We start from the raw sequence: 22,326 nt of genomic DNA on the forward strand, positions 1-22,326 counted from the left end.
TCTCGCCGTCATTCCGGGGCGTGCGCAGCACGAGCCCGGAATCCATCTCACCACACAGTGCGCCGCAGAATGGATTCCGGGCTCGACGCGCTTGCGCGCGCCGCCCCGGAATGACACCGACACCAGGATTGCTTTTCCCTCACAACCACCCGCGTCTTCGGAACTGCCAGTACAGCACGCTGCACACCGTGGCGATGAAGCCGAGCACGGCGTAGTAGCCGTATTGCCATTTCAGCTCCGGCATGTGCTCGAAGTTCATGCCGTAGATGCCGGCAACCGCGGTGGGCACCGCGAGGATCGCAGCCCATGACGTCAGCCGGCGGGCGATGTCGGTCTGCTGCGCCTGGCCGGCCATCATGCTGGCCTCGAACACGAAGGCGAGGATCTCGCGCAGCGAATCCGCATCTTCCTCGGCGCGCTTGGCATGGTCGAGCACGTCGCGGAACAACGGAGCCATCTCGGCATCGATCGCGACGTTGTCGACGTGCTCGAGCCGCTTGCAGACGTCGACCACCGGCCCGACGGCGCGGCGCAGCCTGAGCAGGTCACGGCGCAGGCGATAGAGACGGTCGACCTCGTGGCGCGCCAGCGGACGCTGCAGCACCACCTCCTCCAGCGTCTCGACCTCGGCCATGATGCTCTCGGTCACCGGGCGGTAGTTGTCGACGATGAAATCGAGGATCGCATAGAGGATGTAGTCCTCACCCTTGGCGAGCGAGCCGGGGCAACTCTCGCAGCGCTCGCGCACCGCGCCGTAGGACGTCGATGCGCCATGCCGCACCGAGACGACGAAGCCCGGGCCGACGAAGATGTGCGTCTCGCCGAAGACGATGTGCTCCTCGACCAGTTGCGCCGTGCGCGCGACGACGAACAGGGCGTCACCATAGCGCTCGACCTTGGGCTGCTGATGCGCCTTGGACGCGTCCTCGATCGCGAGCTCGTGCAGGCCGAACTGATCGGCGACGCGCTGCAGCAGCTCCGCATCCGGCTCGTGCAGCCCGATCCAGACCACGTGGTCCGGCCGCTTGCTCCAGTCGCCCGCCTCTTCGATCGCGATGTCGGCGACGCGGCGGCCGTTGGCATAGACGCCGGCCGCGACCACGCCGGGTTCGCGCGGCTCGCCGCGCGCCCGAACAGCCGGCAGATCGGCTGTTGGCTGGGTCGTGACGTGACGCATGGCTCGTTCTCCGCTCTCCAGACCGACTTTCGACGCGAGGAGTCGCCGGGTCAAGCGTTGCATCAGGTCACGCCCGTGGGGCCGTCGAGCAATTGCCGGACGCGCCGGGCCAGGTCGGTGCGCCGGTACGGCTTGTTGATGATCTCGAACTCGCCGATGTTGGCGTCGGCGCGCTCGACCGCTGCATCGGAATAGCCGGTCGTCAGCAGCACCTTCAATTTCGGCTGGCGCTTGCGCGCCTCGCGCGCCAGCACGGTGCCGTTCATGCCGCCCGGCATCACCAGGTCGGTGAACAGCAGATCGAAGCGGACGGACAGGTCCAAGCGCTCCAGCGCGGCGTGCGCGTTTTCGGCCACCTCGGTGCGATAGCCGAAATCCTCCAGGATCGAGCGCGCGAGCTCGGCCACTTCAGCGCGATCCTCCACGATCAGGATGCGCTCGCTGCCGCTGCGGTCCATCGCCATCTGCGGTCGCACCGAGGGAGTTGCGATCGCCTGTTCGGTCGCGGGAAACAAAAGCTGCACGGTGGTGCCGAGCCCGACCTCGCTGTAGATGTAGGTGCTGCCGCCGGACTGCCGGGTGAAGCCATAGACCATCGCAAGCCCCAACCCGGTGCCCTTCCCCTCCTCCTTCGTGGTGAAGAACGGCTCAGCGACGCGCGCGAGAATGTCGGGCGGGATCCCGATCCCGTCATCGGAGACCTTCAGCGCCACGTAGCGCCCGCCCTTGGGAACGCCGAACTGCACGACGTCCTCCTCGGAGATCTCCTTGTTCTCGGTGCGGATGGTCAGCGTGCCGCCGCGCGGCATGGCATCGCGCGCATTGACGAACAGATTGAGCAGCGCGACCTCGGCCTGGGTCTGATCGACACGGCTGTTCCACAGCCCGGGCTGTGCCTTGACGACGATGCGGACGTTCTCGCCGAGCGTATGCCGCGCCATCTGCACCAGCGTCTCGATCATGTTGTTGAGGTTGATCGGCCGGCTGTCGAGCCGCTGCTTGCGGGCGAACGACAACAGCTGCTGCGTCAGGGTCGCGGCACGGTTGGCGGCGGAGCGGATGTTGTCGACGGCGCGGCGATGCCGCGGGGCGAGCTCGCTGACGGCGCCCTGCAGGGTCTCGGTGTACCCGATGATCACCTGCAGGATGTTGTTGAAGTCGTGCGCGATGCCGCCGGTGAGCTGGCCGATCGCCTCCATCTTCTGCGACTGCACCAGCGCGCTCTCGGCGTCGCGCCGGCGCGACACGTCGAGCTGCGAGGCGAAGAAGTAGACGAGATCGCCATCGCGGTTGTAGACCGGGCTGATGAACAGCGCGTTCCAGAACGCCGCACCGTTCTTGCGGTAGTTCAGGATCTCGACCGCAATGTCCTGGCGATTGGCGATCGCCGTGCGCACGGCGTCGATGGTGTCGCGGTCGGTGTCCGGCCCCTGCAGAAAGCGACAATTGGAGCCGACGATCTCGCCGAGGCCATAGCCGGTCATCTCGAGAAACGCGCGATTGGCGAACAGGATCGGATTGTCGTTCTGGCGCGGATCGGTGACGATCATCGGCATCCGCGTCGTCTCCACGGCAGCGAAGAAGATGTCGTGATGGTCGGTCGAGAGGTCGGATGCATCGCCGCTGTCGACGACCGCACGATCGCGCTGCGGCTTGTGGTCTGACATCTTCCCTGCTCCGCCTTTCCAAAAGCGACATCATCGTCGCACGGCTCCGCGCGTTCCGATCAGCGCACATTCGATATGCCGCTGGAATGGATCGGGTTCCGGGAGGCAGGGTTGCGCGACGAGAAGAGCAAACGACGATCACGAACATGCGAAGCCGGAGCCGTGGAACCGTTTCGGCTATCACCCTCGCGATAGCGGTGGAGGTCAGCTGCCGTCCGCTCGACGCTGCCCGCGCAAACCGCTACATCATCGATCCGCTTTTCTGAGATGGGCAGGAGTCATCGTCATGGCTGGACAAAAGGTCGCGCTGGTCACCGCCGGAGGCAGCGGCATGGGCGCGGCTGCGGCACGCCGCCTCGCGCGTGACGGCTTTCACGTCGCGGTCCTGTCCTCGTCCGGCAAGGGCGAGGCGCTGGCGGCAGAACTCGGCGGCTTAGGCGTCACCGGCTCGAACAAGTCCAACGATGATCTGAAGCGGCTCGTCGACGGCGCGATGAGCCGCTGGGGCCGAATCGACGTGCTCGTCAATAGCGCCGGCCACGGGCCGCGCGCGCCGATCCTGGAATTGACCGACGAGCAGTGGCACGCGGGGCTCGATACTTATCTCCTGAACGTCATCCGCCCTGCGCGCCTGGTGGCGCCGATCATGCAGGCGCAGAAGAGCGGCGCGATCATCAACATCTCGACCGCCTGGACGTTCGAGCCGTCTGCGATGTTTCCGACCTCCGCGGTGTTCCGCGCCGGGCTGGCGTCGTTCACCAAGATCTTCACGGACACCTATGCGGCCGACAACGTCCGGATGAACAACGTGCTGCCGGGCTGGATCGACAGCCTTCCCGCCACCGAGGAGCGCCGCAAGACCGTACCGATGGGCCGCTACGGCAAGGCCGAGGAGATCGCCGCCACCATCGCCTTCCTGGCCTCCGACGGCGCCGCCTACATCACCGGCCAGAACATCCGCGTCGACGGCGGCCTGACGCGGAGTGTGTGAGGGGCAGCTAACCACACAGAGGCAACACCTGCAGAAGCAGCGATCGCTACAATCAAGTTGCCGATTAGTTACTCCGTCATGCCCGGGCCTGTCCCGGGCATCCACGTTTATCCGGACATGCCGAACGACGTGGATGGCCGGGACAAGCCCGGCCATGACGGCTGAAATATTGGAGGTTGACCTCCCGCGGCCGTTGCTCTGCCACCGACGCTTAGTCCTCAAAACATCTCGAAATATTCGCGCTGCTCCCAGTCGGACACCTCGGCATCGAAGCGTTCGATCTCGGCGTTCTTGATGAACGTGTAGTAGTCGATGAAGGTGGCGCCGAAGGCATTGCGGAAGAACGCGTCGTCCTTCAGCGCGTCGACCGCCTCGCGCAGCGATGTCGGCAGCAGGCTCGCTTTGGTCTCGTAGGGCACGTCCGCGGAGGGTCCCGGATCGAGCTTGCGGTCGATGCCGTCGAGACCGGCTACGATCTGCGAGGCCATATAGAGATAGGGATTGGCGGCGGGCTCGCCGATGCGGTTTTCCAATCGCGTGGCGCGGTCGCCGGGGCCGCCGAGCACGCGGATCATGACGCCGCGGTTGTCACGGCCCCAGATGGCGCGGTCCGGCGCCAGCGAATAGGCGCGGTAGCGCCGGTAGCCGTTGATCGTCGGCGTCGAGAACAGCGCGGACGCCCGCGCATGCGCGAGCAGGCCCGCCATGTAGTGACGGCCGAGCGCGGAAAGGCCGTCCGTCTCGTCCGTCATGAACGCGTTGCGGCCGTCGCGCGCCACCAGCGACTGGTGCAGGTGCCAGCCCGACGACATCACGTTGGGAATGCGCGGCCGGCACATGAAGGTGGCGTGATAGCCATGGCGCTGGCAGATCTGCTTCACGGCGCTGCGGAACAGCACCATCGTATCCGCCGGTGCGAGGCCAATGCCCGGCTGCAGCACGAACTCGCATTGGCTCGGACCATATTCGAGCTCGATCGAGCGCAGCGGCAGGCCGAGCGCGACGAGATTGGCCCTGATGATTTCGAGCGCCGGCGCCATCTGATCGAAGCGCTGCTCGGTGAGATACTGATAGCCCTGCGTCAGCAGGCTGACCGTCGGCGGCACGCCGGGCTGTCCGGGCGCGCCGGCATCACCGGGCGCGAGCCTGGGATCCTCGACCTTGAAGATATGGCACTCGACCTCGAGGCCGGCCATGAACTGATAGCCGCGCGAATCGAGCGTCGCGAGCGTCGACCGCAACAGATTGCGTGTCGCGAACGGCACGGGCGCGCCATTGGAAAAATACAGATCGCACAGCACCCAGCCGGTGCCGGGCGCCCAGGGCAGCACGCGGAACGTCGTGGGATCAGCGATCATGAGCGCATCGCTGCCGCCCTGCATCTCCGTCATGCCAAAACCGCCGCCGGCGGTGAACACCGGGAACACCGTGCGATGCGAGGTGTCCTTGGCGAGCAGTGTCGTCGTGATCGAGCAGCCATCCTCGAGCGAGGACAGCGCGGCATCGACGGTCAGCGCCTTGCCGCGGAGAATGCCGTGCTGATCGGGGAAGGAGAAGCGGATGGTGGTGAGGCCGTGCTCCTCGGCAAGACGGCGCATGCGCGTTGCGGCGTCAGCCTGCTCGGCGGTCCACAGCTGATGCTTGGCAACGAAACTCAACGATGGCTCCTGGAATCGTAGGGTGGGCAAAGGAGCGTTCGCGTCGGTGCCTCTGCCCTGGCTCGGGTGGACACTGCGAACGCGACGTGCCCGCCGCCGCGACCGTGCATGTGAATGGTGGGCACGCCGTCGGACGGCGCATTGCGCCGTTCCGCCAGCTTTGCCCACCCTACGGCAGTTCGCAGCAACGCGATTACTCCGCGGCGCTCAGATGCGGCGCGAGGCGGACGATATCTGCTGGGACCGGGGCGGCCCAGGGGGCGTTGCGGCGGCGGCGGACGTCGACGTCCATCCAATAGGTCTCCCAACCGCGCGTCGGGCCGATGCCGTCCATGGTCGCCGGCCCCTGCACGCTGCGCGCTGCTGATGCGTCGAGATGCAGCATCGGCGTCTCGCCGCGCGCGACGGTCTCTATCTGCTCGCGCAGCAGGCGGCGATATTGGATGATGGCCTTGTCCGATTGTCCCAAATGCTCGCGGGTGCGGTCCTGGATGCGGCCCATCGACTCCACCGCCCACTGGTCGTGCACGTTGATGTCGCTGCCCATGCCGGTGTAGGTCTCCGTCGCCTGCTCCCGCGGGTCGAAGCCGTAGTCGTTGCCCTTGTTCTTGCGCGAGCGATACTCGGGCAACTCATAGAGCTCGAGCCGCTGCGCCCGCATCTTCGCGCGGTCGACCGGCGCGCCATAGCTGGTGAAGATCGCATACCAGTAGCAGGTCTCGTCATCGACCGGCACGTGCCACTGCGTGATCGTCATCTCCGTGCTCATCGGAATCACGAAGGCATGCGGGAACAGCTGATTGGTGACGCGGACGTGGGTTCGATCGGCATCGATCTCGCGCAGGGCGATGATGCGCAGGCCGTATTCGGTGCGCTCGACATTGATGATCGGGCGATCATATTCGCGCAGCACCTTGGTCATCGGCAGCTCGCTGTCGGCGGAGGCGCCGCGGAACTGCTTGCCATAGGCGGTTGAGGTGTCCTCATCCTCGAAGAAGCGATGCAGGAACGAGGCATGCGCCGGATCGATGCCGACCTCCAGGGCCTGCAGCCAGTTGCACTCGATCAGGCCCTTGAAGGCGAAGGTGTAGGTGTCGGGCGCGGTGAAGCAGTCGAGATCCGGAAACGCCGGGGCCGCGCCGTCGCCGAGCCAGGCCCAGAGGATGCCGCCCTTCTCGACCACCGGATAAGAGCGCTGCTTGACGTTCTGGCAGAGCGGCGAGCCGGCCGGTTCCGCCGGCGTTTCCAGGCAGGCGCCGTCGACGTCGAACAGCCAGCCATGGAACGCGCAGCGCAGGCCGCCGTTCTCAAGACGGCCGAAGGCGAGGTCGGCGCCGCGATGCGGACAGTCGCGGTCGAGCAGCCCATAGCGGCCCTGCTCGTCCTTGAAGAGCACGAAGTCCTGGCCGAGCAGCTTGACCGCGCGCACCGGGCGCTCACCCGCGAGCTCGTCCACCAAGGCGGCCGGTTGCCAGTACATCCTCATTAGTTTACCGGCAGGCGCGTTGAGTCCGATGCGCGTAATCAGGTCGTTCTGCTCCTTGCTCATCATGATGGCCGTCTCTCCTGTTCCGTCGCAAGTCGGGCGTTGTCGTCACGCGATCATCTAATAATGTTCGTTACACGAACACATGTTCGCCAAGATTAGATTCGCTTTAACTAGGGGGAAGCGCAAGTGAAAAAGCTACAACCGAAGCCGAGAGGCGAAGGGACAGCAGCTTCACTGCGGCCGAGAACAACAACAATGGATCGTGTCAGGCCGATGCCGAAACTAAAGCGGACTGAGGAGGAGAAGAAGCAAGCTCGGGGCGATGGTCCGGAGTTTGTGGAAGCGCTCGATCGCGGCTTGCGGGTGATCCAAGCCTTCAGCCGCGAGGGTCGGCCGATGACGTTGAGCAAGGCCGCCGAGCTCACAGGTCTCGCCCGCGCCACCGTGCGGCGCATCCTGCTGACGCTCAAGGCCTCCGGCCTGGTGCATGGCGACGACCGGCTGTTCTCGTTGACGCCGCGCGTGCTGTTGTTGGCATCGAGCTACCTCGCATCGAACCAGATCAACACCGTGATGCAGCCGATGATGGACGCGACGGCGACGGAGGCGCGCGAGGTCTGCTCGCTTGCCGTTCTCGACGGTGACCAGGTCGTCTTCATCGCGCGCGCATCCGCGACGCGGATGTTCTCCACGGGGCTCGACATCGGCTACCGGCTACCGGCCTACTGTACCTCGGTAGGTCGCGCGCTGCTCAGCCGGATGCCCGACGACCAGTTGCGCGAGGCGATCGAGCGCATGACGCTCACGGCGGTGACGCCGCAGACGGTCACCGACAAGGAGGCGCTGATCGCAGCGATATCTGCCGTTCGCAGTGACGGCTACTCGCTGGTCGATGGCGAAGCCGAGGAGGGCTTCCGCTCGATCTCGGTGCCGATCCGCCGTTACGACGGCGGCATTGTCGCCGCGGCCAATATCGGCGGGCACGTCGACCGCATCACGACCGACGAGATGAAGGAGCGCTTCCTGCCGCTCCTGAACAAGCTCGCCGCAGCCGCCCAGCCGTTGCTGGTGTAGTCACACCGAAGGTGCCGGCTTCGCACGAAGCCGCACGGGACGAGCCGCAGCCTTGCGCACCGAGATCGGGAGCGCCGGCGCACGAACGGCACGAGCCCGACAGATCATCCTGACAGCACGGGCACGCCATCGTCCAGCATCCTTCGGGCACGCCCCGGCGGACGCGATCGCGTCATACACCGGCGCGGATCCGGCAACCGACAGCGCGCGACGGCGCCGGCATGCCCTGTCATCGACGGATCTTCAGATGACCTCAGTCATCCAATATCGTACCGCCCGCGCCATGAGCGCTTAAGTAGTTCGAATCCCATCGGGCTATCTATTAGTTGCAGATCGACATGTGGTCGAATCCTGGCGATGCCTTTCGACAGCCACAACTAATTAGCTTCGATGGCTGCTCGCTGCCCGTTAATACCGGCTGCCACGGACGTGATATTGTCGTGGCGCCGGGTTCCCACTGCCACGATTACTTGTAACCGGCTGGTACTATCGCGCTACTTGCACCCGCGGTGCGTCTTCCCTGGTAGTAATCAGATGCGCCGCGCGCGACGCAAAGGTAGGCGTCGCCACCAGATTGCCGCGAGCGCCGCAGCCGGCACCGCCGCCATGCGCGATCGAGCGCCGTGCCCAATCCTTAGACGCGCCGTCCCGGTCCTGCGGCAGCACAGTCCAGGGACGGCCCATGCAGGATTGCGACGCCTCGTCTCAGGCCACCCAGCCCCAGTCCGTCTTCCACACGATCCAATAATCGCCGTCGGCGCGCTTGAAGCCGGTGCTGCCGTCGGCGCGCACCATGCGGGCAAAGCTGTAGACGAGATCGTCACTCTGCCGACGCAGCTCGAAACGCAGGACTTCGTTGGACATCGGCAGCATCTCGCGCATAAATAGCATCGTAGGCAAGCAACACCCGCTTCGAAAACCTTAACGCCGTTCCAGGGGAAGAGCCATGACTGATGCGCTGCCGCTCGTGCTGGTGCCCGAGCTGATCTCGTCGCCCCGCATATATGCGCCAGTGATCCCGGCGCTGTGGCGGCTCGGGCCTGTCATGGTGGCGAACCACATCCGCGATGACAGCATGGCCGGGATTGCCCACCGCATCCTGGCCGAGGCGCCGCCGCGCTTCGCGCTCGCGGGCCATTCGATGGGCGGCTACATCGCCTTCGAGATCATGCGCCAGGCGCCGGAGCGCGTCTCCAGGCTGGCGCTGATCAACACCCAGGCGCGGCCGGATACGCCGGAGGCGAGCGCGCGCCGCCGCACCATGATCACGCGCGCGAAGGATGGCGACTATCACACCGTGGTCGATGAGCTGTTCGCGGGCTTCGTGCATCCCTCGCGCCAGGACGATCCGCGGCTGCGCCAGATGGTGCACGACATGGCCGAGGAGGTCGGCGTCATCGGCTTCATCCGGCAGCTCACTGCGATCATGGGCCGCCCGGACTCGCGGCCGACGTTGACCGCGATCCGCTGTCCGACGCTGGTGCTGACCGGCGACACCGACAACACCATTCCCAACACCTTGTCGAAGGAGATGGCCGACGGCATCAGCGGCAGCTGGCTGGTCGTGCTCGACAATTGCGGCCACCTGCCGCAACCCGAGCAGCCGGAGGAAACGGCGCAGGCGCTGATGGAGTGGCTGAGGGGGTGAGATGGCGATCACAGCTTATTGCTGGCGTTGTCGGATCGAATTGCCGATGCTCGACGAGAAGGAGTGGGCGGAGATCGAGCCGCTCCTCAGAAGGCGGATCGACGACATCAAGGAGTATCGGCGGGCGAATGAATGTAGTCTCGGGCAGGCCGTTACTGCGGTCGACAGCAAAGCGGGCGCGCTGCAGCGCTACCGCGAACTGACCGACTTCGACGAGACCAATGCGCTTGCGATCTGGCACCATCGGCGAAGTGATTTCGGTCCGCCCTGCATGTCGTGCGGAAAGCCGTTGAGAACACCGCGCGCGAAATTCTGTGCCGCGTGCGGAACGCCGGTTTGCTAACATCATCGCACCCCACCTCCGTCATTCCGGGGCATTCGCGCAGCGAATGAGCCCGGAATCCATACTCACAGGCCGCCGTTACCGGGCAAGAACGCCGTGTGCAGGCACCGCGAACAACATCGGGTCTCGTGGTTATGGATTCCGGGCTCGCGCTTCGCGCGCCCCGGAATGACGATGGAGAGAGAGTGCGGCCCGCACGACGCAGCATCGCCCTAACGAGAGTACCATCGAAACTGGTAGCTAAGGCAAGCTAACGCGCAGCGGCATCCTCACTCCCGCTGGGCTACCTCACCTTCATCCCGTCCACGAACACATCCAGCAGCCGCAGCACGCTTTGTTGCCAGCCGGTCTGGTCGTGCATGTAGCACATGCCGATCAGGGCGCGGAGGACGTCGTCTGCGCTGATGTCGCTGCGGATCTCGCCGGCATCGACGGCGCGGACGAGCAGCGCGCCGATCGAGCGGGTGAGATGGCCTTGCGAATAGGCGATGAGCTCGGAGTTCGCGTTCATCACGATCGCGAGCGCCGCGATCATGCCCTTCTTGGTGGCGACGAACTGCACCGTCGAGCGCAGCCAGCGCCGGAGCGCCTCGACCGGCGACGGCTCGCCCTTCAGCTCTTCGGCCAACTCGGCGAGCTGCTCGACCTCTCTGCGATACACCGCCTCGAACAGGTCGTCGCGGGTGGGGAAGTGGCGATAGAGCGTGCCGATGCCGACGCCAGCCTGGCGCGCCACCGCTTCGAGGCTGGCCTCCGCGCCGCCGACGCTGAACACCGCCTTGGCCGCCTCCAGCACCCGCTCGCGGTTGCGCTGCGCATCGGCGCGCGGCTTGCGATGGCGCTCTTGTGGTTTCGTCTCCATCTCACCAGCTCTTGATGACGGACCGTTCATGTCCCCTTGCTAAACGGAGGATGCCTCCGTATAACTAGACCTGCCACCCGGGACAGCCAACCTTGCTCAGCTCGTCGTCCCGCGGTCGCTGGATCTGGACGGACGACCGCCCGTAAGGCGGCGTTCGCTGCGATCCGATTAGGCCATCGCTTCGATCGGAACAACGCATGAATTGGACTGTCAGACTCACCGTCAACGGTGAGCCGCGAACCCTTGCGCTCGACGACCCCAGGGTCACCCTGCTCGACCTGCTGCGTGAGCGCCTCCACCTCACCGGTACCAAGAAGGGCTGCGACCGCGGCCAGTGCGGCGCCTGCACCGTGCTGGTCGACGGCCGCCGCATCAATTCCTGCCTGACGCTCGCAGTCAGTCTCGACGGCGCCACCATCACCACGATCGAAGGCCTCGCGCAGGGTGATCAGCTGCATCCCGTGCAGGAGGCGTTCATCGCCCACGACGCCCTGCAATGCGGCTTCTGCACGCCGGGCCAGATCATGAGCGCGGTCGGCCTGATCCATGAAGGCCACGCCGGCGATGATCCCGAGCGCGTGCGCGAGGGCATGAGCGGCAATCTGTGCCGCTGCAGCGCCTATGTCGGGATCGTCGAGGCGGTGCTCGACGCCCAGGCGACGCTCGCCAATGACAAGGAGCGCGCGGCATGAACCGGTTCGATTACGTCAAGCCGACCACGATCGCAGACGCGATCGCGGCGGCCAGCGCGCCCGGCGCGGCCTATCTCGCCTCCGGCACCAATCTGCTCGACCTGATGAAGGGCAATGTCGTCAGGCCGGCGCGGCTGGTCGACATCACAGAGATCAAGGACCTGACGCGGATCGAGACGTCAGGCAACGGCGATCTCAGGATCGGCGCGCTGGTGCGCAATGCGGATCTCGCGCATGACGCCAGTTTCGCGCGCGACTATCCGGCGGTGGCGGAGGCGCTGCTGTCGGGCGCCTCGGCGCAGTTGCGCAATGCGGCGACCGTCGGCGGCAATCTGCTGCAGCGGACGCGTTGCGCCTATTTCTACGATACGGCGTCGGCCTGCAACAAGCGCAGCCCCGGCGCGGGCTGCGATGCGCGCGGCGGCGACAACCACCAGCATGCCGTGCTCGGCTGGAGCGAGGCGTGCATCGCGACCAACCCGTCCGACTTCTGCGTGCCGCTCGCGGCCTTCGATGCCGTCGTCGAGATCGAGGGACGGTCAGGCCGGCGCGAAGTCGCGCTGGACGCGCTGCACCTCCTGCCCGGCACCTCGCCGGAGCGTGAGACCGTGCTCGCGCCCGGCGAGCTGATCGTGGCGATCCGCCTGCCCGCCGCCGCGCGCGCCTTCGCCAGGCATGCGCGCTATCTGAAGGTGCGCGAGCGCAACTCCTATGCGTTCGCCGTCGTCTCCGCTGCGGCCGGCCTCGTGATCGAGAACGGCGGCATCAGGCAAGCGCGTCTCGCGCTCGGCGGCGTCGCCGCCAAGCCGTGGCGCGCCCGCGAGGCTGAAGCGCTGCTCGCCGGCGAGAGGGCCGATGCACGCGTGTTCGAGCAGGCTGCGGACGCTGCGCTCGGCGCGGCGAACGCCTCCGGCGACAACGCCTACAAGATCTCGCTCGCACGCCAGCTGATCGTGCGCGCGCTGGCCGCTGCTGCCCAGGGCACGCCATCGCGCATGCCGGCGCTGCCGGCCTCTCCCTTCTCCTCCGTTCCAGGAGTGCTCCATGACGCCTGAGCTCAACCCGACCCGCGATCCCGCCCACATCCGCCACGGCTCCAACATCGGCCAGCCGCTGTCGCGCGTGGATGGTCTCGCCAAGGTCACTGGGCGCGCGACCTACGCCGCCGACAACAATCCGCCGGGACTGCTCTATGCAGTGCTTGCCGTCTCCAGCATCGCACGCGGCCGCGTGACCGCGCTCGACGTCGATGCTGCCAAGGCGCATCCCGGCGTGGTCGAGGTGATGACCCCGGCTAACCGGCCGCCGCTGCACGCCGATCCCGACGGCAAGCCGAACCCGTTCGCGTTCCGATTCGAAGCGCTGCAGAACGACCGCGTGCGCTATGCCAACCAGGTGATCGCGGTCGTGGTGGCCGAAAGCCTCGAAGCTGCGACCGAAGGGGCCGCGCTGCTGGCCCCGCGCTATCAGACCGAGCCAGCGCGCATCGGCCTGGATGCCGAGGCCTATGTGCCGCCGGTCGTCGGCATGGGCTTTCCCGCCGAGAGCTACCACGGCGATGTCGAAGCCGCGCTCGCCGGCAGCGACAAGCAGGTCACGGCGACCTATGAGACGCCGCCGCATTATCACAACGCGATGGAGCCCCATGCGATCGTCGCGGAATGGCAGGGCGACAAGCTCGTCGTGGACACGCCGACTCAGGGCCTCGTGATGATGCGCGGCCGCCTTGCGGAGCTGTTCGGCATCGCGCCGGAGAACATCCTGATCCGCAGCCCGTTTCTCGGCGGCGGTTTTGGCGGCAAGGGCTTCATCGCGGGCCCGCAGATCCTTGGCATCCTCGCCGCGAAGATGACCGGCCGCCCGGTCAAGCTCGTCGTTCGCCGCGAGCAGCTCTATGGCCCGTTCGGCCACCGCTCGCCGACCCGGCAGACGCTGCGTCTCGGGGCGAACGCTGCGGGCCAGCTCGCAGGCATCCATCATCACGCCCGGGTCGCGACCTCGAGCTTCGAGGACTTCTACGAGTCCGCGGCGCATCTCACGCACACGCTGTATGCCGCGCCGGCGATCGCCACGACCTACGACGCAGTCCGCATGGACACCGGCACGCCGCTGTTCGTGCGCGCGCCGGGCATCGCGCCGGGATCGATCGCGCTTGAGAGCGCGGTCGACGAGATGGCCGAAGCCTGCGGCCTCGATCCGCTGGCGTTCCGGGTGAAGAACTATGCCGAGGTCGAGCCCTCGACCGGCAAGCCGTTCTCGTCGAAGGCGCTGCGCGAGTGCTACACGCAAGGCGCGGAGCGTTTCGGCTGGGGGGATCGTCCGCTGAAGCCGCGGATGATGCGCGACAAGGACGGCTTCCTGGTCGGCTGGGGCATGGGCACCGCGACGTTCCATGCGCTGATGTTCGCAGGGCAAGCGCGCGCGGTGATCCGGCGCGACGGCAGCGGCGTGGTGGAGAGTGGCGCCCACGACATGGGCCAGGGTGCGTGGACGGCGTTCGCGCAGATCGCAGCCGACTCGCTGGCGCTGGAGCGCGATCAGGTCACGTTCAAGGCCGGCACCTCCGATCTGCCCGATGCCGGCATCGCCGGCGGCTCGGCGCATACCGCAACCGTCGGCACCGCGATCCACAATGCCGGCGCCGCCGTCATCGCCAAGCTCGCCGAGCTCGCCACGTCGGATCAGCGCTCGCCGCTGTTCGGTGCCGGCAATGCGGGCGTGATCGCGCGCCAGGGGCGGCTGCTGCGGCGTGACGACGAGGGCCGCGGCGAGAGCTATGCCGACATCCTCGCGCGCGCGGGCCTCGACGAGGTCGAAGGCGCGGGCAGCGGCGTGCCGGATCCGGCCGCCAACGAGCAATACGCGATGCATTCGCACGGCGCCGTCTTCGCAGAGGTGAAGGTTGATCCCGATCTCGGCCAGGTCCGTGTGACGCGCATGGTGGGGGCCTTCGCGGCGGGGCGGATCATCAATCCGAAGCTGGTGAACAGCCAGCTGATCGGCGGCATGATCTGGGGCATCTCGCTGGCGCTGCACGAGGAGGCGGTCACCGACCGCCGCACCGGACGGATCATGAACGCCAATCTCGGCGAGTATCATGTGCCGGTGAATGCCGACATCCCAGCGATCGAGGCGTTCACGGTCGCGGAGCACGATCCGTTCGTGAACCCGCTCGGCATCAAGGGCGTCGGCGAGATCGGCATCACCGGCTCGGCGGGCGCCGTCGCCAATGCGGTGGCGCATGCGACGGGCATTCGCGTCAGGCGCTTCCCGTTGCGAATCGCTGATCTGGTGAAGCGGTGAGCTGAACCCCGCGTCGTCTCTCCAAATGACAGAAGGCGCGCTCACCCCGGAGCGCGCCTTCCGCTCGTCATCGCAACGTCACGCCGCCTGCCGCGCGAAGGTCCGCCTGAACCACGACAGGAACGCCTCGCGGTTCTGGCCCGGCTCGAACTCGACATGCAGCGCGTCCTTGTCGCGGCCACGGACCTCATAGGCCACACTGCCGTCGAAGCCGCTGAATTCCATCACGCCGCGATCGCCGATGCTCCCCTCGGGCTGGAAGCGGAACCAGGCGCCGCCTTCGGAGATATCCACCAGGTCGGCTTTCACGGGGCCCTTGCGATTGTCGACGACCTTGATAGGGAGGCTCGATCTGAGCCGCGGCGACTGGCGACGATCCGCCTCCGTCGTGGTGGTCCTGACCACCTTCACCAGCGTGGCCTTCAGCGCCGTCAGGCTGGAGGCCACATTGCCGATCGCGCTGCGTACCTCGGCGGCGCGATCGTTGACCATCCCGGCATCCTTGCCGACATTGCCGATCTTCGCCGAGACATCGCGCGCGGCATCGGCCGAGGAGTGAACCGACCGGCTGATCTCCTGGGTCGCCGCGTGCTGCTCCTCCATTGCGGCGGCGATCGAGGCCGCCACCTCGTCGATCTCGGCAATCTGGCTGCCGATGCCTTCGACCACGTCGATGGTCGCCTGCGTGGTGGTCTGCACCTCGCCGATCAGGCGCGAGATCTCCTCCGTCGACTTGGCGGTCTGATCGGACAGCGACTTGACCTCCGCCGCAACCACTGCGAAGCCGCGCCCGGCATCGCCGGCACGCGCCGCCTCGATGGTGGCGTTGAGCGCCAGCAGATTGGTCTGCTCGGCGATGCCACCGATCAGGTTCGAGACCTCGGCGATCTTGTCGACCGCCTTGGTCAGCGACATCATCGTCGACTTCGCCTTCTCGCGTCCGGTCACGGCCGACTTGGTGATGGTGCTGGCGCGCGCCACCTGGCTCGAGATTTCACGGATCGCCGAGCTGAGCTGCTCCGACGCCGCCGACACGGTCTGCGCATTGGCGAGCGACTGCTCGGAGGCCGCCGCGACGGACTGCGCGTCCGACGACAGTTCATGGGCGAGGTCCGAAAGACCACTGGCGACCGCCTCGACCTGGCGCGACGCCCCCGCTGCCGCCTCGACCGACGTACCGGTCTCGCGCTCGATCACGTCGGCCATCTCGAGCATGGCCTTCTTCTTCACCTGCTCCGCCTCGGCGCGATCACGCTCCTGCTTGTCGCGCAACTCGCCGTTCTCCAGCGCGTTTTTCTTGAAAATGCTGAGCGCGCGCGCCATCGCTCCGATCTCGTCGCCACGCTGCGAATAGGGAATGTCGGCCGACAGCTCTCCGGTCGCGATCCGCCGCATCAGGCCGGTCATGCGCGACAGCGGACGGACGACGCCCATCACCAGTCCCGTCATGCCGCCGACCACCAGCGCCAGGACGATGCCGGCGACGGTCCAGACCACGACCGAGATGCTGCGATCCTGGTCCGCGGCCTGGGCCTCGATGTCCGAATTCAGCTTGTTGGCCTTTTCGACCAGCACGTCGATGAAGGCGCGATGTGCGGCGTATGCGCCGCTAAGCCGGGCATAGGCCGCATCGGCCTTCGTCATGTCGCCGGCGCGCAGCGCCGGGACGAGCTCGCCTTCGGCGGCCTGCCAGAACTTGCGGACCTCGGCATCGGATCGGTCGACCAGCAGCGTCTTCAGATCGGGCTCGAGCGCCGAGCCGGCCCAGAACGTCTTGCGATCCTCATAGTCCTTCTTGAGCTGCGCCAGCTTCTTGACGTGCTCATCCGCGTTCTTGGGATTGCGCAGCGCCAGCGTCGCTTCGAGATAGGCTTCCAGCACATATTCCGGCGGCGGCAGGATGTCGGCCACCAGATCGTTGCCCAGCTTGATCTTGCTGTAGAGCGGCCCACCGACCTTCAGCTCGCGCAGCGCATAGGCGCTGGTCATGACGACGGCGCCGAAGCCGAGTGCGAGCACGAGGCCAAACACCGCGATGATCGCGGAAATCGAGAGACGCATCTTCATGGCGAACAGATCATTCCCGGTTGGAGACCCGTGATCGGGAAGCGCCTTCGAGGCCAACTCGCGCGTCATCGGCGAGAGCGCGGCCGGAATGCCCTTGTTGAATTCGAACGCCACCATGGTGAACAAACAGTATTCAGGGAGTGTGAATTTCCCCCTCCGTAAAATTGCGGAGCTGGCGTCTCACGCGCGCCGATGGCTGACAGAACTCGCGCGACTTTTGACCAGGTACGACCTCTGACCTGGCGCAAGGCGGTCGGCTCGCGGACCGGCAAGAATGCGGCCTTGCCCTCCAAGGAGCCATCATGTCGAAACCGATTCCCGACAAGGCCGAGATCGCGCTGGAATATCCCGACAAGTTCTATGCCGGCACGTTCGAGCACTCGTCCCGCTTCGAAGCCCGTCTCGAAACCACCGGACTGGCCTTGACCCTGGAGAGGCCGGGGCCCGAGGAAATCCGCAAATCGATTCACATGCATCTGAACTACGGACTGCTGGCCGCGATTCTGAACGAGATGGCCGCAAGCATCACGTCGCTGCCGAAGGATGACGTGATTCATCGCGAGCAGCTGCGCGAGGCCGTCGCCACCCTGCACCAAGCTCTTAACGCCCCTTAACCAGTTGTGCCGCGACGGCACAGCTGCGGACTTCGTTCACGCCGGACTCTGATCTCGTTAGGACCTTGCTAACTATGAGAAGACGTTTGGTCATGGTCCGGTTGGGTTCGAGACCGGTGTGCTGCGCCGGTGACAGCATTTTACGCGAAAGCGATCTATCTCCGATCCATCGACGGCGCGCGATGCGCGAGCCTTGTTAGTTGAGTGTTGGAGACACGCCATGAAGAAGATCCTGTTCGCAACCGTTGCCCTTGCCGCGCTCGCCTCGGCCCAGTCCGCTGTTGCCGCCGATCTCGGCGCCCGGACCTATCCCTACGCCGCCAAGGCGCCGGCCTACGTCGCCCCGATCTACAACTGGACCGGCTTCTATCTCGGCGCTCATCTCGGCGGCGCGTTCTCCAGCGACAACAATTTCTCCGGCCTTGCGACCGGCAACAACTCGAACGGCCGCTTCCTCGGCGGCGTCCAGGTCGGCGCCGACTGGCAGTTCGCCCCGACCTGGGTGATCGGCGCCGAAGGCCAGTACAGCTGGGTCGGCGGCAGCGTCGGCGCGGCGTTCCCCGGCGGCTTCGTCTATACCAACAGCCAGCGCGGCCTCGGCTCGATCACCGGCCGCTTCGGCTACACCTGGGGCCCGGGCCTGCTCTACGTAAAGGGCGGCTACGCCTATTCGGACAACAACGAGAAGGTGACGCTCGGCGGCGTCCCGGTCGCCTTCGCCACTTCGGGCGACCACCGCAACGGCTGGACCGTCGGCGGCGGCGTCGAATACATGTTCGCACCGAGCTGGTCGGCCAAGGCCGAATATCAGTACTACAATTTCGGCAGCGCCACCTTCGCGGCGCCCGCCGCGCTGGTCCCGACCGGCAGCTTCACCACCGACGACCACACCTTCAAGGCCGGCGTCAACTACCGCTTCAACTGGGGCGCGCCGGTCGCCGCTCGCTACTGATCAACAGGCGTCTGACAACAACAAACGACACGAGGGCCGGCAGCGATGCCGGCCTTCGTTGTTTGCGCCACCATGATTGCGCAATCACGGCGCGGACCCACGAATCATGACCAGAGCGTTAAACTCCGCGCGGCGAAAAGCTGATTAGTGAGAAAAATCAGCCTCGCCTAGGTATTTTCCCGTATTTGTTAACTGGCTCCCGCCATACTGCCCGCAAAGCTTCAGCGTAAAGTCGCGTGCGTTCGGGGGAACAAGGATGGCAATTCGGTTCGGCATCGGCAGAGCAATCGGAGTCCTGCGACCCAGATGGGGTGTTCGCGGCAGCCTGTTCGCGGCCTTCGCGGTGATTGCCGGCATGGCGATCGCGATCAGCGTCGCCGCCGGGCTGATGCTGCGTCAGATCGGCGGGACCATGGTCGAGCTGTCGGGCCGCGACATTCCCCGCCTCACCGCCAGCCTGCAGCTGCTGGCGCAGAGTTCGAGCCTCGCAAGCCTCGGCCCGGCGCTGTTGGGATCGCAGAACGAGGATGCTCTCAACGATCGCCTGAAGAAGATGCAGGAGATCCAGAAGGTCACGCAGGAGCGGCTCACCGAGATCATCGCGCTCGGCGCCGAGAAGAGCATCGTGGCGCCGCTCGGCGAGACGATCAAGAACATCAACGAGGCCAATCAGAGCCTGGTGTCGGCAGCCCGCGAGCGGCTGGCCGTCGCAGCGACGCACAACCAGCAGTATGGCGCGCTGCGCAAGGCGCAGGAAGAATTCACCAAGGCGGCGAACGAGCCGATGCTGGACGCGCAGACCCAGCTCAACGCCGTGCTCGGTGCGGCCGAGGTGTCGGCCGATGATGCCACCGCGGCGGCGCGGTTCGTCGAGCAGCTCGGCAACGTCACGGCCTCCGGCAATCTGATCGTGGCGCAGATGGCGGCCGCGCTGTCAGCCAATGACGGCGACACGCTCGACACGATCGAGCGGCAGTTCAAGGACGCGCTGGCTCAGTTGAAATCCAACCTCGAACTGCTGCCGGCCGGCCGCGGCACCAAGGCGATCCAGGATGCCGCGATGAAGCTCGCCGCGCTCGGCGAGGGCAAGGGCCGGGTGTTCAAGACCCGTGAGAAGGAGCTCGACGCCAACGATTACGGCCAGACCGTGCTTGAGGAGACGCGCAAGCTCAATGTCGGCCTCGACATCAGCGTCCAGCAACTGGTCGAGGGCGTGCGCAAGTCGACCGAAGGCGCCACCAACACGGCCGGCCGCGAGATCGAGCTCGGAACGCTTGGAATGATCGGCGCCGGCGCGGCCACGCTGCTCGGCTCGGTGCTGTTCGTCTGGCTCTATGTCGGCGGCAACATCCTGCGCCGCATCAAGCGGCTGCAGCAGGCGATGCAGACACTGTCGAGCGGCGACCTCGACAGCGAGATCGCCACCTCGAAACAGCGCGACGAGATCGGCGCCATGGTCGATACCCTGCAGGTGTTCCGCGACAACATGATCCAGGCCCGCACGCTCGCCGCCGAGCAGGACCGCGAGAATGCCGCCAAGGCGCAGCGCGCCAGTCGCATGGAGGCTCGGATCGCCGAGTTCGAAGCGACGGTGCAAAGTGCCCTCGGCAATCTGCAGAGCTCCGCCTCGGCGATGCAGACGACGGCGCAGAGCATGTCGCAGACCGCCGATCAGTCCAATTCGCTGGTCAACGCCGTCGCCGCCGCTGCCGAGCAAACGTCGGTCAACGTGCAGACCGTCTCGGCCGGCACCGAGGAGCTGTCGTCCTCGATCGCGGAGATCGGCCGCCAGGTCGTGACCTCGGCGCAGATCGCCAAGAAGGCGGTCGAAGAGGCCGGCGCCACCGACTCCACGATGCAGGGCCTCGCCGACAATGCGAGCCGTGTCAGCGTGGTCGTCGATCTGATCCAGGCAATCGCCTCGCAGACCAATCTGCTCGCGCTCAACGCCACCATCGAGGCGGCGCGCGCCGGCGACGCCGGCCGCGGCTTCGCAGTGGTCGCCCAGGAGGTGAAGAGCCTCGCCAGCCAGACCGCCAAGGCCACCGACGAGATCCGCACCCAGATCGCCAGCATGCAGCAGGTGGCCTCGTCGGCGGTGACGGCCATCCGCAACATCGGCGGCACCATCGCCGAGATCGACAACGTCACCACCGCGATCGCCGCCGCCGTCGAGCAGCAGGGCACCGCGACGCACGAGATCGCCCGCAACATTCAGCAGGCGGCCTCGGGCACCAGCGAGGTCTCCGACAACATCACCGGCGTCTCCAGCGCCTCGGCTCAGGCCGGCACCTCAGCCAACGAGGTGCTGAGCGCCTCGGAGGCGCTACGCCGCGAGGCCGACACCTTGCGCGCCGAGGTCGACGCATTCCTGAGCAACATCAGGGCGGCGTAGCGGCGATCCGGGCCTCGCCCTTCGAGACGCTCGCCTCTGGCGGGCTCCTCAGGGTGAGGAGGTGCAGGTCGATTTGTGGCCGGCAGACCGAGGGATCGAAGCGCAGACCCTCAACCCTCTCTATGAGCACGCTGCTCATGGCCGATTTGCAGCTCCGATTTCGGAGCTGCACCCTCATGGTGAGGAGGCGCGCAGCGCCTTCTCGAACCATGAGGCCCCTGCCTGCCGCGCCCCGGAATGACAGGCAGGCATGCCAGGTCCGCCGTGTTTTTCGACTGGCCTTCGCCCGCGGCGGCCGTTAATCGATGGGGCATGACCAAGACAGACACCGCCATCTCCTCCGCCGAAGCCCTGCGCTATCCCTGGGAGCAGCATCCCGGCGAGGACCAGGTGGTGGAGGTTGCGCCCGGCGTGCTGTGGCTGCGGCTGAAGCTGCCGTTCCGGCTCAACCATGTGAACATCTACCTGCTCGCTGACGGCGACGGCTGGGTCGCGGTGGATTCCGGCTTCGGCAACGAGGAGTCGATCGCCGCCTGGACGCGGCTGCTCGAAGGTCCGCTCCAGCACGTCAGGATCAGCCGGCTGATCGTGACCCATTCGCATCCCGATCACGTCGGTCTCGCCGGCTGGATCGTCGAGCGCTTCAACTGCCCGCTGGTGATGTCGCAGGTCGAGTATCTGCAATCGGTCTATCACCAGAACCGCGGCACCGAGGAGCGCCGCAATGCGCAGCGGCTGTTCTTCCGCCGCCACGGCATGGACGAAACGCTCACCGACAAGCTGCTCGGCCGCGGCCAGGAATATCTGCAGCGCGTCTCGGTACTGCCGGCCTCCTACCGCCGCATCTCCCATGGCGACGAGATCGAGATCGGCAGCCGACGCTTCAAGGTGATCACCGGCGGAGGCCACGCGCTCGATCAGGTGATGCTGTATTGCGCCGCCGACAAGCTGTTCCTGTCCGCCGACCAGGTGCTGAGCAAGATCTCGCCAAATGTCAGCGTCTGGGCGGTCGAGCCGCACCAGAACTCGCTCGGCGAATATCTGGCCTCGCTGGCGAGCCTGACCACCACCCTGCCCTATGATGTGCTGGTGCTGCCCGGCCATGGCGTGCCGTTCTACGGCCTGAAGACCCGCATCAAGCAGCTCGCCGACCATCACGAGGAGCGCTGCCGGATGATCGCGGACGCCTGCCGCGACGAGACCAGAACCTCGGCGCAACTCGTGCCGGTCGTGTTCCACAAGCACGTGCTCGACCCGCACCAGATGGGCTTCGCCGCCGGCGAGCTGATCGCGCACGTCAACTACATGCTGGTCGAGGGCCGCCTGACCGCCCGCGAGGTCGATGGCGTGCTGCATTATCGCACCACCTGAGGCTGCCGCAGCGCCGCCGCGAT

18 protein-coding genes are annotated in these 22,326 nt (G+C 66.3%); 11 read left to right on the forward strand and 7 right to left on the reverse strand.

The window, feature by feature from the left end:
• Positions 1–139: 139 nt before the first annotated feature.
• Together corA and ACQR1I_RS18255 are read right to left on the reverse strand one after the other, a co-directional pair.
• A complete protein-coding gene (corA, locus tag ACQR1I_RS18250) occupies positions 140–1,177 on the reverse strand; it encodes a magnesium/cobalt transporter CorA (protein ID WP_434865944.1) in 1,038 nt (345 codons plus the stop codon).
• Positions 1,178–1,239: 62 nt separating this feature from the next.
• The gene (locus ACQR1I_RS18255; RefSeq protein ID WP_434865945.1) at positions 1,240–2,844 is read right to left on the reverse strand and encodes a hybrid sensor histidine kinase/response regulator; all 1,605 of its coding nucleotides are present in this window, start codon (positions 2,842–2,844) and stop codon (positions 1,240–1,242) included.
• Between the two features lie 286 nt (positions 2,845–3,130).
• Between ACQR1I_RS18255 and ACQR1I_RS18260 the strand changes: the two genes are divergently transcribed.
• Complete coding sequence (locus ACQR1I_RS18260; protein ID WP_434865946.1) at positions 3,131–3,835, forward strand: SDR family oxidoreductase; 705 nt, start codon at positions 3,131–3,133, stop codon at positions 3,833–3,835.
• A 218-nt stretch (positions 3,836–4,053) separates the two neighbouring features.
• Here ACQR1I_RS18260 and ACQR1I_RS18265 read toward each other — a convergent pair whose 3' ends face one another.
• Positions 4,054–5,493 (reverse strand): glutamine synthetase family protein, encoded by a 1,440-nt coding sequence (locus ACQR1I_RS18265; protein WP_434865947.1) that lies wholly within the window; start codon positions 5,491–5,493, stop codon positions 4,054–4,056.
• Positions 5,494–5,686: 193 nt separating this feature from the next.
• A complete protein-coding gene (locus ACQR1I_RS18270; protein WP_434865948.1) occupies positions 5,687–7,045 on the reverse strand; it encodes a Rieske 2Fe-2S domain-containing protein in 1,359 nt (452 codons plus the stop codon).
• A gap of 210 nt (positions 7,046–7,255) precedes the next feature.
• Here ACQR1I_RS18270 and ACQR1I_RS18275 point away from each other — a divergent pair, with 210 nt between their 5' ends.
• A complete protein-coding gene (locus ACQR1I_RS18275) occupies positions 7,256–8,056 on the forward strand; it encodes an IclR family transcriptional regulator domain-containing protein (RefSeq protein ID WP_434865949.1) in 801 nt (266 codons plus the stop codon).
• A gap of 705 nt (positions 8,057–8,761) precedes the next feature.
• Here the strand turns inward: ACQR1I_RS18275 and ACQR1I_RS18280 are convergent.
• On the reverse strand, positions 8,762–8,920 hold the full coding sequence (locus ACQR1I_RS18280; RefSeq protein WP_434865950.1) for a hypothetical protein: 159 nt from the start codon (positions 8,918–8,920) through the stop codon (positions 8,762–8,764).
• Positions 8,921–9,002: 82 nt separating this feature from the next.
• Between ACQR1I_RS18280 and ACQR1I_RS18285 the strand changes: the two genes are divergently transcribed.
• Positions 9,003–9,704 carry an alpha/beta fold hydrolase gene (locus ACQR1I_RS18285; RefSeq protein ID WP_434865951.1) on the forward strand — a complete coding sequence of 234 codons (702 nt, stop codon included), beginning with the start codon at positions 9,003–9,005 and terminating at the stop codon, positions 9,702–9,704.
• 1 nt (position 9,705) lies between these two features.
• On the forward strand, positions 9,706–10,047 hold the full coding sequence (locus ACQR1I_RS18290) for a hypothetical protein (protein ID WP_434865952.1): 342 nt from the start codon (positions 9,706–9,708) through the stop codon (positions 10,045–10,047).
• Positions 10,048–10,330: 283 nt separating this feature from the next.
• On the opposite strand, the gene ACQR1I_RS18295 is transcribed toward ACQR1I_RS18290, so the two are convergent.
• Entirely contained in the window at positions 10,331–10,909 is a 579-nt protein-coding gene (locus ACQR1I_RS18295) for a TetR/AcrR family transcriptional regulator (protein ID WP_434865953.1), read from the reverse strand.
• Between the two features lie 197 nt (positions 10,910–11,106).
• On the opposite strand from ACQR1I_RS18295, the gene ACQR1I_RS18300 reads away from it, so the two are divergent.
• Genes ACQR1I_RS18300 through ACQR1I_RS18310 form a run of 3 tightly spaced genes read left to right on the forward strand, consistent with a single transcriptional unit; the run spans position 11,107 to position 14,904 of the window.
• The gene (locus ACQR1I_RS18300; protein ID WP_434865954.1) at positions 11,107–11,601 is read left to right on the forward strand and encodes a (2Fe-2S)-binding protein; all 495 of its coding nucleotides are present in this window, start codon (positions 11,107–11,109) and stop codon (positions 11,599–11,601) included.
• Positions 11,598–12,656: an FAD binding domain-containing protein gene (locus tag ACQR1I_RS18305; protein ID WP_434865955.1), complete on the forward strand. Its 1,059-nt coding sequence runs from the start codon at positions 11,598–11,600 to the stop codon at positions 12,654–12,656. Before ACQR1I_RS18300 ends, ACQR1I_RS18305 begins: the two co-directional genes overlap by 4 nt.
• A complete protein-coding gene (locus ACQR1I_RS18310) occupies positions 12,646–14,904 on the forward strand; it encodes a xanthine dehydrogenase family protein molybdopterin-binding subunit (protein ID WP_434865956.1) in 2,259 nt (752 codons plus the stop codon). Before ACQR1I_RS18305 ends, ACQR1I_RS18310 begins: the two co-directional genes overlap by 11 nt.
• A 78-nt stretch (positions 14,905–14,982) precedes the next feature.
• Here ACQR1I_RS18310 and ACQR1I_RS18315 read toward each other — a convergent pair whose 3' ends face one another.
• Entirely contained in the window at positions 14,983–16,971 is a 1,989-nt protein-coding gene (locus ACQR1I_RS18315; RefSeq protein ID WP_434866614.1) for a methyl-accepting chemotaxis protein, read from the reverse strand.
• A gap of 302 nt (positions 16,972–17,273) precedes the next feature.
• On the opposite strand from ACQR1I_RS18315, the gene ACQR1I_RS18320 reads away from it, so the two are divergent.
• The 4 genes from ACQR1I_RS18320 to ACQR1I_RS18335 all read left to right on the forward strand — a co-directional run bounded on the left by ACQR1I_RS18320 (position 17,274) and on the right by ACQR1I_RS18335 (position 22,303).
• Positions 17,274–17,585: a hypothetical protein gene (locus ACQR1I_RS18320; protein WP_434865957.1), complete on the forward strand. Its 312-nt coding sequence runs from the start codon at positions 17,274–17,276 to the stop codon at positions 17,583–17,585.
• A gap of 220 nt (positions 17,586–17,805) precedes the next feature.
• Positions 17,806–18,537: an outer membrane protein gene (locus ACQR1I_RS18325; protein WP_434865958.1), complete on the forward strand. Its 732-nt coding sequence runs from the start codon at positions 17,806–17,808 to the stop codon at positions 18,535–18,537.
• 256 nt (positions 18,538–18,793) lie between these two features.
• The gene (locus ACQR1I_RS18330; RefSeq protein ID WP_434865959.1) at positions 18,794–20,932 is read left to right on the forward strand and encodes a methyl-accepting chemotaxis protein; all 2,139 of its coding nucleotides are present in this window, start codon (positions 18,794–18,796) and stop codon (positions 20,930–20,932) included.
• 312 nt (positions 20,933–21,244) lie between these two features.
• Positions 21,245–22,303: an MBL fold metallo-hydrolase gene (locus ACQR1I_RS18335; RefSeq protein ID WP_434865960.1), complete on the forward strand. Its 1,059-nt coding sequence runs from the start codon at positions 21,245–21,247 to the stop codon at positions 22,301–22,303.
• Positions 22,304–22,326 lie beyond the last annotated feature (23 nt).

Source organism: Bradyrhizobium sp. HKCCYLS2038, assembly GCF_051167655.1.
Taxonomy (GTDB): domain Bacteria; phylum Pseudomonadota; class Alphaproteobacteria; order Rhizobiales; family Xanthobacteraceae; genus Bradyrhizobium.